Raw genomic sequence first — 10,676 nt, forward strand, 5'->3', positions numbered from 1 at the left:
ATGATCGCAACTGCGGCGCTCGGATTCCTCGGCGCCGGCTTGACGTCCAACGCACTTGCGCAGGGCGCCGGATGCACCGGCGGCGGCAAGATCAGCAAGCAGATTGCCAAGCCGATGGCGGCCGCGCAGGAGGCAATGAAGGCCAAGCGCTGGCAGGACGTCCTCGCGAAGACGCGCGAAGCCGAGTCCACCCCGGGCGCCAAGACCCAGACGGACCTGTACTGGATGAGTGAGTTCCGCGGCTACGCGTACCACTCGCTCAGGCAGGATTCCGACGCGGTCCGCGAACTCGAGAGCGGCCTCAATTCTCCATGTATGCCCGAAGCCAAGAAGCTCGAGCGTTACAAGAGCATCCTCGGGATCTACTCGGCGCTGCGTAACTATCCGAAAGTCATCGACTACGGCAATCGCGCGCTGAAGCTTTCACGCGATCCGGATCTGCAGGTCGCGGTGGCGCAGGCGTACTACCAGTCCGGCCAGAACCGGGAAGCGGTGCGCGTGATGAACGAGCTGCTGGCGCAGTTCGACCAGAACAACCGGGTTCCGAAGGAACAGCAGCTGCTGCTCGTGCAGGCGGCGTGCGCGAAAGCGGGCGACAACTCCTGTGTCGCCAAGGTGTTCGAAAAGCTCGTGGTGCACTACCCGAAGCCCGAGTACTGGCAGAACCTCATGGTCGCCATCAACAAGACCGATACGGATGACGTGCAGAAGCTCAACGTCATGCGTCTTGCGGTCTACGTGAACGTGCTGAACCAGGGCGAGCAGTACAAGGAAATGGCGCAGCTCGCGCTCGAGAACAAGCTCGCTGGCGAAGCGCAGACGGTGCTCGAACAGGGCTTCACGAAGAACGTATTCACCGATCAACGCCTCAAGGACGTGAATACGCGTCTGCTCGCCGCTGCCAAGAAAGAAGCGGCCGCCGACAAGGCCGCGCTTCCGCAGAACGAAGCCGCGGCGCGCTCGGCCGCGACTGGCGATGCCGACGTGAAAGTCGGCGCGCAATACCTGGGCTTTGGGGACGCCACCAAGGCCGCCGAAGCTCTGCAGCGCGGCATCAAGAAGGGCAGCCTCGCCCAGGGTGACCCGATGCAGAAGCAGCGCAGCGACGAGGCCAGCATGTTGTTGGGCATCGCCTACCTGCGCAGCAACAACAAGGCCGAGGCCGCCAAGGCGTTTCGCGGCGTGAAGGAAGACCCGACGATGGTGCGCATCGCCAAGCTCTGGCTGCTGAACACCTGATTCGAGTCCGCAACGAGCACGGAAAGGCCGGGTCAGTCCCGGCCTTTTCATTTCTGCGTCAGATCACGCCGCGGGTGCGCAATGCCGCGATCGCCGCAGTATCGAGTCCGAGCAAGCTGCCGAACACTTGGTCGTTGTGTTGCCCAAGCTCAGGTGCCGGCGTCCGGATGGAACTCGGGCTGGCCGAGAGCCGCGGCGCGACGTTCTGCATGCGCAGCGTGCCGAACTGCGGATGCGCCGTCTCGACGATGGCCTGGCGCGCGGTGAAGTGTGGATCGTCGAGCATGTCCGGGGTGCGGTAGATGAGCCCGGAAGGAACACCGTGCTTTTCCAGCAGATCCAGCAGTTCGCGGGTGCCCAGCGTCGCCGTCCAGGCCGCAATCACCTCGTCGAGCTCGCGCTGATGCTCGCCGCGCGCGGTGTGATCGGCATACCGCGCATCGCGGGCGAGGGCTGGTGTGTCCATGGCGTCGCACAGACGCGCGAACACGGTGTCCTGGTTCGCGCCGATCATCACGATGCCGTCGCGCGTCGGATAGACATTGGACGGCGCGATGCGCGGCAGGATCGGCCCGCTGCGTTCGCGCACATGGCCAAGCTGATCGAATTCGGTGACCAGCGACTCCATCATGTTGAGCACCGACTCGTAGATCGCCGCATCGACCACCTGGCCAACGCCGCTGCGCTCGCGGTGATGCAACGCCGCTAACGTACCCATGCAGGCATGCACGGCGGCGAGCGAATCGCCGATGCTGATGCCGACGCGGGAGGGCGGCCGATCGGCCTCGCCAACGATGTAACGCAGTCCGCCCATGGCCTCGCCGATGCCGCCATAACCGGCGCGCTGGGAATACGGCCCGGTCTGCCCGTAACCCGACACTCGAACCATGATGAGGCGCGGATTGATCGCGGCGAGCGCGTCCCAGCCGCAGTTCCACTTCTCGAGCGTGCCGGGACGGAAGTTCTCTATGACCACATCAGATTTCTTCACCAAGTCTTTGAAAAGACTCTGGCCTTCGGCCTGGCGGAGGTCGAGCGTCACGCCCTTCTTGTTGCGCCCGATGACCGGCCACCACACCGACGGTTGGCCGCGCTGCTGCGGTCCCCAGTGACGCATGGGATCGCCCTGGCCGGGCGCTTCGATCTTGATGACCTCGGCGCCCATGTCACCCAGCAACTGCCCGCAGAACGGTCCTGCGATGAGCGTGCCGAGTTCGAGCACCCGAAGGTCGGCGAGTGCGCCGGCCGGCTTTGTTTGCGTGTCGTGCATGGCGCGGGTTTCTACCGGCGCATCCCGAGGGGGTCAAGCTCACCGCAGGGGATAGAATTCACGCCATGAATTCGAGCCGTATCGCCAGCAGCATCGACATCGTCGAAGTAGGACCCCGCGACGGTTTGCAGAGCGAATCGCAGGTGTTGCCGACCGCGACCAAGGTCGAGTTCGTGCAGCGCCTGCTTGCGGCGGGTCTCAAGCGGATCGAAGTCGCAAGCTTTGTGAATCCCAAGCGTGTGCCGCAGATGGCGGATGCCGAGGCGATGATGACCGCTTTGGCCGATGCCGCTGCGCAGGCCCGGTTCATCGGGCTCGTGCTCAATCGCAAAGGCTTCGAACGCGCCCAGGCCGCCGGTTGCACCGAGGTCGGCATGGCCATCGCGGCCAGCGAAAGCTTCAGCCAGCGCAATCAGGGCATGAGCGTGGAGGAGGGAATCGACTCCTGGCTCGACATCGCGAAGCTGGCGCATGCCGCCGGCATTCGCGCGCAGATCACGATCTCGACCGCGTTCGGTTGTCCGTTCGAAGGGGAGGTGCCGGTCGCGCGCGTGCGCGAGCTCGCCGAGCGGCTCGCCGCGGGGAATCCGGATGAAATCGCGGTCGCCGACACGATCGGCGTCGCCGTCCCTACGCAGGTGACGGAGGTCCTTGGTACGCTGCGTGCGGCGCTGCCACAAGCACGTCTGCGCGGCCATTTTCACAATACGCGCAACACCGGATTGGCCAACGCGTATGCCGCGGTCGAAGCCGGCGTGTTCGCGCTGGACGCCAGTTGCGGTGGCATTGGCGGGTGCCCCTTCGCGCCCGCGGCGACCGGCAACATTCCGACGGAAGATCTCGTCTACATGCTGCACCGCATGGGTGTGCAGACCGGCGTGGATCTGCCGGCGCTGATCGAGACGAGCAAGTGGCTGCAGACCTCGCTCGATCACGCGGTGCCCGGCATGCTGGTCAAGGCGGGGATTTTTCCCGCGGCCACCAAACGCGGCGAAATTTAAGAATTCGAGTTCACATCAGGAGAATCAAGATGGCGATCAAGGTTGGCGACAAGTTGCCCGCGGGCACTTTCAAGGTGATGACCAAAGACGGCCCGGCGGACCTCACGAGCGACGCTTTGTTCAAGGGAAAGACGGTCGTGTTGTTTTCGGTGCCGGGTGCGTTCACGCCGACCTGCGATGCCAAACATCTGCCCGGGTTCGTGGAGAAGGCCGGCGATTTCAAGGCCAAGGGCGTCGACACCATCGCCTGCATGGCGGTGAACGACGTGTTCGTGATGAACGCCTGGGGCAAACATTCGAACGTTGCCGACAAGATCACGATGCTGGCCGACGGCAATGGCGACTACGCGAAGGCGCTCGGTCTCACGATGGACGGCAGCGGCTTCGGCATGGGCACACGCGGGCAACGTTTCGCGCTCGTCGTGAAGGATGGCGTGGCCACACACGTCGATATCGAAGCGCCGCGGGAATTCAAGGTTTCGACAGCCGAGAACGTGCTCTCGCACTTCTAGCCCGTACGAGGGCTACTTCCGGCTGGCGTCGATCAGCTTTTCCAGCTCCGGAACGATCGTGAAGAGGTCGCCGACGATTCCAATGTCGGCGACCTCGAAGATCGGCGCCTCCGCATCCTTGTTGATCGCAACGATCGTGCGGGCATCCTTGATGCCCGTCAGATGCTGGATCGCCCCGGAGATGCCGATGGCGATGTAGAGCTCGGGCGCGATGATCTTGCCGGTCTGTCCGACCTGCATGTCGCTGGGCACGTAACCCGCGTCCACCGCGGCGCGCGACGCGCCGACCGCGGCCCCGATCTTGTCGGCCAGTCCGTAAATGATCTTGAAGGCGTCGGCGCTGGCGAGCGCACGGCCCCCCGAGATCACCTTCGACGCACTCTGCAGATCGGGCCGGTCCCCGCCCGCGGCCACGAGCTCGACGAATTTCGTGTGGGTTGGCAGCGCCGCCTGCGGCGAAATGACTTCGATCTTCGCCGTGCCTGCGCCGGCGGCCGCTTCGAACGACGCGATGCGGATGGTCGCGACGATCTTCGCGCCCGCCGCGGCTTCCACCGTGGTGATCGCGTTGCCCGCGTAGATAGGTCGACGGAACCGGGTCGCACTCTCGATGCTCATGACATCGGAAATCTGCGCCGTATCGAGCAGCGCCGCGACGCGCGGCATGAGGTCCTTGCCGAACGTGGTCGAAGGGCCGAACACATGCGAGAAGGGCGCCGCCACTTCGGCGACCTGGGGCGCGATTGTCGCGGCCAGCGCATGTTCATTCGCCGCGTGGGCGACCTCGAGCACGCGCGCGACGCCCGCGATCTGCGCCGCCTGCGCCGCGACCGGCGAACCGGGTACGGCAAAAACCGCCACGACGATCTCGGCTCCGGCGAGCGAGCTCGCCGCCGTCACGCATTTGGCGGTGGCCGCGTTGAGCTTGCCATGGGCGTGTTCCGCGATGACCAGTACCTGCGTCATACGAGGCCTCGCTTGTGCAACTCGGCAAACAACCCGGCGGTGTCCTTGACCATGATGCCGCGCTGACGTCCCGGTGGCGGCTCGGTCTTCGTGACCTTGATCCGTGGTGTTCCCGCGCCGCCAACTTCCGCCAGCGGAATGCTGGCCAGCGGTTTGGTCTTGGCCTTCATGATGTCAGGCAGCTTCACGAAACGCGGTTCGTTCAGACGCAGGTCGGTGGTGACCACGGCGGGCAACTCTACTTCCAGCGTTTCGAGCCCCGCGTCGACCTCGCGTGTCACCTTCGCGCTGCTTTCGCCGAGCTCGAGCTTCGAAGCGAACGTGGCCTGCGGACGGTTCCAGAGCGTGGCCAGCATCTGGCCTGTCTGGTTGTTGTCATCGTCGATGGCCTGTTTGCCGAGGATCACGAGGAAGGGTTGCTCGCGTTCGACGAGCTTCAACAGCACCCGCGCGACGTCCAGCGGCTCGAGCGCGGTATCGGAGACGACGTGCAACGCGCGTTGCGCGCCCATCGACAATGCGTTTCGCAGGGTCGCCTGGCAGTCCGCAGGGCCGATGGTCGCGACCACGACTTCATCGGCGCGGCCGCGCTCCTTGATGCGCAGCGCTTCTTCGATCGCGATGGCGTCGAAGGGATTGATCGCGAGTTTGACGCCGTCGAGCATCACGCCCGAGCCATCCGGCTTCACGCGGATGCGTACGTTGTAGTCGACGACACGTTTGATTGCGACGAGAATCCGTCGGGGATTTTGCGCTGTTTCCACCAGAGTGAGTGTAGCGGGAGTTGTGCACGTGTTCGAGAGCGGGGCGGAAGGCGGGTGTTGAGCTACGCGCTGCGGCGGATCGCCGGCCTCGTGCCCACGCTGTTCGTCCTCCTGACGTTGTCGTTCTTCATCATCCGGCTCGCGCCGGGCGGTCCGTTCGATCAGGAGCAGGCCTTGCCGGCCTCGATCCGCGCCAACCTCGACGCCGCCTACGGCCTCGATCAGCCGCTGCTGACCCAGTACGGTCGTTATCTTGGCGGCGTCGTGCGCGGCGATCTCGGGCCGTCGTTCCGTTTCAAGGATTTCCGCGTGACGGAGCTGATCGGCGCGGGGCTGCCTCTCAGTCTAACTATCGGCGGCGCGGCGACCTTGCTGGCGTTGCTGCTGGGCGTACCGCTCGGCGTGTACGCCGCCTGGCGAGCGAACTCCTGGCCGGCGCGGGCGCTCATGAATTTCTCCCTGCTCGGCGTGGTATTGCCCGGCTATGTCACGGGCCCGGTGCTGGCGCTGGTATTCGGCATCTACTGGCCGCTTTTCCGTGTGGGCGGCTACGAGCCGGGTGATCCGAGTTTCCTGGTACTGCCGGTGGTCACGCTCGCGTTGCCGGTCATCGCCTACCTGGCGCAGCTCACGCGCAGCAGCATGCTGGAAGTCCTGCAATCGAACTTCATCCGCACCGCGCGCGCCAAGGGGCTTGACGCGCGCATGCTGTTGTTCCGCCATGCGCTGCGGCCCGCGTTGATTCCGGTGGTTAGTTACCTGGGGCCCGCCGTCGCATTCATCATCACCGGGTCGCTGGTGGTGGAAACCGTGTTCGGATTGCCCGGTTCCGGCCGCTACCTCGTACAGGGCGCGCTCAATCGCGACTACACGCTGGTCATGGGCATGATCATCGTCTACGGCGTGTTCACGTTGATCTGCAATCTGCTCGCCGACCTGCTGTACGGCTGGCTCGATCCTCGCGTGCGGCTCTCGTGAGCAGCCGAACCCGCGGCGCGTTGACGGTGTTGTGTCTGCTGGCTGGCATGGCACTGGCCGCACCCTGGCTGAGCCCGTTCAGTTACGACGCGCTCGACTGGCAACATCTCGCCAATCCACCGAGCCTCGAGAGCGGTCACTGGCTGGGCACCGATCGGCTCGGACGCGATCTGTTCGCGCGCGGCATGCAGGCGATGCGCGTCTCGCTGCTGATCGGCGTGTTGGCCGCGCTGGTGAGCGTTTGCATCGGCGTCGCCTGGGGCGCAACCGCAGGCTACGTCGGCGGGCGCGTCGATGCGGCGATGATGCGTTTCGTCGACATCGTATTCGCGCTGCCGTACATCTTCATCGTCATCATTCTCTCCACGCTGTTTCCGCGCGGCAGCATCGCCGCCCTGTTCATCGCGATCGGGGCGGTGGGCTGGCTCACCATGGCGCGCATCGTGCGCGGCCAGACGCTGAGCCTGCGGCGGCGCGAGTTCGTCGACGCCGCGATCGCCAGCGGCGTGAAGACGCCCGCGATCCTGTGGCGCCACATCGTGCCCAACGTCGCCGGCCCGGTCATCGCCTATGCCACGCTCAACATCCCGCAGCTCATCCTGTTCGAAAGTTTTCTGAGTTTCCTCGGGCTCGGCGTGCAGGAGCCGTTCGCGAGCCTCGGCAGCCTCATCAGCGAGGGCGCGCAGGAGATGGAGTCCTCGCCCTGGATGCTGCTGGTTCCCGCCACGCTGCTCACCGTCCTGCTGGTCGCTTTCAACGTGCTGGGCGACAGCCTGCGCGCCACGCTCGAGTCGCGCGATGAGTGAGGCGGCGTTGCTCGCGGTGCAATCGTTGTCGGTGTCCTATGGCGGCCAGACCGTCGTCGACGCCGTGAGCTTCGAGATCGCGGCGCATCGCTGCCTGGGCGTGATCGGTGAGTCCGGCGCCGGCAAGACGCAGATCTTCATGGCATTGATGGGTCTGCTGCCACCGCAGGCGCGCGTGACGGGCGAAGCGAGACTGGAGAATTCGGCGTTGCTGGATTCGGCACCCCACGTACGCGGACGCAGCGTGGCGATGATATTCCAGGATCCGATGACCTCGCTCACGCCGCACCTGCGGGTCGGCGACCAGATCGCCGAACCGCTGGTCGCGCATCGCGGCATGAGCTGGCAGGACGCGCGCGCGCGTGCCGCGCAACTGCTGGAGCAGGTGCGCATGAGCGACGTGCCGCGCCGCCTGCGCCAGTACCCGCATGAGCTGTCGGGCGGCATGCGCCAACGCGCCATGATCGCGATGGCGCTGGCCTGCGATCCCCAGCTGCTGATCGCCGATGAACCGACCACGGCCCTCGATGTGTCGGTGCAGGCGCAGTTGCTGAGGCTGCTGCGGGAGCTCGTCCAGGAACGCGGCATGGCGCTGGCGCTCGTCACCCATGACATGGGTGTGATCGCGGCGCTGGCCGACGATGTTCTCGTGATGCGGCAGGGAAAGACGCTCGAACACGCGCCAGTACAACGCGTGCTCTCGTCGCCATCGCACGAATACACGCGCGCCTTGTTGGCCGCCACGCCCCGCCTCGAAACGCCGGGGCCCGCTCCACGGGCGCAGTTGCCGGCCACGCCGCCGCTGGCGGTGCGCAACGTGAGCGTGCGGCACCGCCTGCGCGGCGTCTGGTGGCGGAAGCCCGCGAGTTTCGCGGCCGTCGACGACGTGTCGTTTGAAGTCGGCGCAGGCGAGGCGCTGGGCATCGTCGGCGAATCCGGCTGCGGCAAATCGACCCTCACGCGCGCGCTGCTGAGGCTGGGGCCGCCCGCCGCGGGCGAGATCGTGTGGTTAGGCCGCGCGGTGCAGGGCCTGGGCGGAGAAGAACTGCGCCGCCTGCGCGACGGCATGCAGGTGGTTTTCCAGGACCCGTTCGCCAGCCTCGATCCGCGCATGCGAATCGCGGACATCGTCGCCGAGCCGCTGCGCGCCTTGCGCCCGGGGCTGGACGCGGACGCGCGATCGCTGAGAGTGCTGCGCATGCTCGAAAGCGTCGGCCTCGGGCAGGAATACGCCGGCCGCCGCGGCCGGGAGCTTTCGGGTGGGCAGTGTCAACGCGTGGCGATCGCGCGCGCCATGGTCCTCGAACCCAAACTACTGGTGTGCGACGAGGCGGTGAGCGCGCTCGATGTGTCCATCCAGGCGCAGATCCTCGAACTGCTGGAAACCCTGAAGCGTGAGCACGGCACCAGCATCGTGTTCGTCAGCCACAATCTCGCGGTGGTGAGGCGCCTGTGCGAGCGCGTGATGGTCATGTACCTGGGCAGGAGCGTCGAGTCGGGGCCCACCGGGGCGGTGTTCGAAGCGGCGCGTCACCCGTACACGCGCATGTTGTTAGCGGCGGTGCCGCAGCTCGACCCCCGGCTCGAACGCGCTCGCCTCGATGCCCTCGACGTCCGCGGAGAAACGCCGGCGGTGATCGACAGGCCGAGCGGCTGCCAGTTTCGCAATCGGTGCCCGGCGGCGCTGCCGGCCTGCGCGGCGACGAGTCCAGGTACGGAAGACACCGGGAATTCCCACCAGGTGGCCTGCCTGCGGTGGCGCGACCTCACGAACTGAGCGCCAATTCGCGGCCGCGCCGCTGCGCCCAAGGCCGCTTCGCGTTATCCTTCTGGCTCGCTTTTTCCATTGGAATCATCGATGTCCCAGGATTCACAGATTCGCGCTAGCGAAGGGTTGCGCCACGTCAAGTACGAGATCCGCGGCCGGCTTGCGCGGCGCGCGCAGGAACTCGAACGGCAGGGCTATGAAATCGTCCCGCTGAACATCGGCAATCCAGGAGCCTTCGGATTCCGCACGCCCGAAACCATGCGCCTCGCCATGATCGAAAACATGGCCGTGGCCGAAGGGTATTGCCACCAGAAGGGCATCTTCCCGGCGCGTGAAGCCGTGGTCATGCAGCAGCAGATGCGCGGCGTGACGGGCATCAGCGCCGAAGAGGTCTTCATCGGCAACGGCGTGAGCGAGTTGATCGACCTGTCCCTGCGCGCGCTGCTCAATCCCGGCGACGAGGTGCTGATCCCGAGCCCGGACTATCCACTGTGGTCGGCCGCGGTCACGTTGAATGGCGGCAAGGCGGTCTACTATCCCTGCCGCCCGGAAAACGACTTCGTCCCCGACCCGGAAGAGATCGCCGCGCTGGTCACGCGCAAGACGCGCGCCATCGTGGTCATCAACCCTAACAACCCCACCGGCGCGGTTTATCCGCGCGCCGTGTGCGAAGCCATCGCAAAACTGGCGGAAACCGCCAAGCTCATCGTGTTCAGCGATGAGATCTACGACCAGATGACGTACGAAGGGGTCGAATCGATCCCGATGGCCACGCTGGTGAAGGACACGTTGTGCTGCACGATGTCGGGCCTGTCGAAGATCTACCGCGCCTGCGGTTACCGGGTGGGTTGGGCCGCGTTCACCGGCAATCTGCGCGGCGCGGGCGACTACCTGGCGGCGCTCGAACTGTTGTCGTCGCTGCGGCTGTGCTCGAACGTGCCGGCGCAGTGGGCCGTGCAGACCGCACTCGGCGGCTACCAGAGCATCAAGGAACTGTTGGCCCCCGGCGGGCGGCTGTTCGAGTCGCGCAAGGCCATTCTCGAGGCCACGCGTGCGAGCCGCTTCCTGCAGCTGGCGCCGCCGAAAGGGTCGATGTACGCCTTCGTGCGAGTGAAGACCGACGAACTGCCGGACTTCGACGACCAGGCCTTCGCGCTCGACCTGCTCGAGCAGAAACACGTGTTGCTGGCGCCGGGCACGAGTTTCAACGTGCCGTACCGCGATCATTTCCGCACCACGTTGCTGCCGGACGCGGCGCTGCTCAGGAAGGTGTTCGCGCGGATCGACGACCTGCTGACTTCTTACGTGGGCCGCGCGCCCACTGACAAGGCGCGCGTCGTTCATGCGGAGTCACGCTTCAAGTAGTGCTTCC

Annotated in this window: 10 protein-coding genes; 7 read left to right on the forward strand and 3 right to left on the reverse strand. The window is 65.7% G+C overall.

Annotated features, from left to right (window positions below):
• Nucleotides 1–1,239, forward strand: a 1,239-nt coding sequence (locus tag WDO72_00005; protein ID MEJ0084039.1) for a hypothetical protein, incomplete at its 5' end; no start/stop codon positions are given.
• Between the two features lie 58 nt (nt 1,240–1,297).
• Here the strand turns inward: WDO72_00005 and WDO72_00010 are convergent.
• Nucleotides 1,298–2,509 (reverse strand): CoA transferase, encoded by a 1,212-nt coding sequence (locus tag WDO72_00010; GenBank protein ID MEJ0084040.1) that lies wholly within the window; start codon nt 2,507–2,509, stop codon nt 1,298–1,300.
• 65 nt (nt 2,510–2,574) lie between these two features.
• On the opposite strand from WDO72_00010, the gene WDO72_00015 reads away from it, so the two are divergent.
• Together WDO72_00015 and WDO72_00020 are read left to right on the forward strand one after the other, a co-directional pair.
• Nucleotides 2,575–3,510, forward strand: coding sequence for a hydroxymethylglutaryl-CoA lyase (locus WDO72_00015; GenBank protein MEJ0084041.1), 936 nt, complete (start codon nt 2,575–2,577; stop codon nt 3,508–3,510).
• A gap of 29 nt (nt 3,511–3,539) precedes the next feature.
• Nucleotides 3,540–4,022, forward strand: a complete 483-nt coding sequence (locus WDO72_00020) for a peroxiredoxin (protein MEJ0084042.1) — start codon at nt 3,540–3,542, stop codon at nt 4,020–4,022.
• A gap of 12 nt (nt 4,023–4,034) precedes the next feature.
• On the opposite strand, the gene WDO72_00025 is transcribed toward WDO72_00020, so the two are convergent.
• On the reverse strand, nt 4,035–4,988 hold the full coding sequence (locus WDO72_00025) for an electron transfer flavoprotein subunit alpha/FixB family protein (protein ID MEJ0084043.1): 954 nt from the start codon (nt 4,986–4,988) through the stop codon (nt 4,035–4,037).
• Nucleotides 4,985–5,752, reverse strand: coding sequence for an electron transfer flavoprotein subunit beta/FixA family protein (locus tag WDO72_00030; GenBank protein MEJ0084044.1), 768 nt, complete (start codon nt 5,750–5,752; stop codon nt 4,985–4,987). The genes WDO72_00025 and WDO72_00030 overlap by 4 nt, the downstream gene beginning before the upstream one ends.
• 54 nt (nt 5,753–5,806) lie before the next feature.
• Here WDO72_00030 and WDO72_00035 point away from each other — a divergent pair, with 54 nt between their 5' ends.
• From WDO72_00035 to WDO72_00050, 4 genes are all read left to right on the forward strand, one after another.
• Nucleotides 5,807–6,730 (forward strand): ABC transporter permease subunit, encoded by a 924-nt coding sequence (locus WDO72_00035; protein MEJ0084045.1) that lies wholly within the window; start codon nt 5,807–5,809, stop codon nt 6,728–6,730.
• Nucleotides 6,727–7,536 (forward strand): ABC transporter permease subunit, encoded by an 810-nt coding sequence (locus tag WDO72_00040; GenBank protein MEJ0084046.1) that lies wholly within the window; start codon nt 6,727–6,729, stop codon nt 7,534–7,536. The genes WDO72_00035 and WDO72_00040 overlap by 4 nt, the downstream gene beginning before the upstream one ends.
• Nucleotides 7,529–9,313, forward strand: coding sequence for an ABC transporter ATP-binding protein (locus WDO72_00045; protein ID MEJ0084047.1), 1,785 nt, complete (start codon nt 7,529–7,531; stop codon nt 9,311–9,313). The genes WDO72_00040 and WDO72_00045 overlap by 8 nt, the downstream gene beginning before the upstream one ends.
• 81 nt (nt 9,314–9,394) lie before the next feature.
• Entirely contained in the window at nt 9,395–10,669 is a 1,275-nt protein-coding gene (locus WDO72_00050; GenBank protein MEJ0084048.1) for an aminotransferase class I/II-fold pyridoxal phosphate-dependent enzyme, read from the forward strand.
• Nucleotides 10,670–10,676 lie beyond the last annotated feature (7 nt).

Source organism: Pseudomonadota bacterium (assembly GCA_037200975.1).
Lineage (GTDB): Bacteria > Pseudomonadota > Gammaproteobacteria > Steroidobacterales > Steroidobacteraceae > CADEED01.

Coding starts and splice junctions, on each gene's coding strand:
- WDO72_00010 (MEJ0084040.1), bottom strand. CDS start 2,509: ATGCACGACACGCAAACAAAGCCGGCCGGCGCACTCGCCGACCTTCGG.
- WDO72_00015 (MEJ0084041.1), top strand. CDS start 2,575: ATGAATTCGAGCCGTATCGCCAGCAGCATCGACATCGTCGAAGTAGGA.
- WDO72_00020 (MEJ0084042.1), top strand. CDS start 3,540: ATGGCGATCAAGGTTGGCGACAAGTTGCCCGCGGGCACTTTCAAGGTG.
- WDO72_00025 (MEJ0084043.1), bottom strand. CDS start 4,988: ATGACGCAGGTACTGGTCATCGCGGAACACGCCCATGGCAAGCTCAAC.
- WDO72_00045 (MEJ0084047.1), top strand. CDS start 7,529: ATGAGTGAGGCGGCGTTGCTCGCGGTGCAATCGTTGTCGGTGTCCTAT.
- WDO72_00050 (MEJ0084048.1), top strand. CDS start 9,395: ATGTCCCAGGATTCACAGATTCGCGCTAGCGAAGGGTTGCGCCACGTC.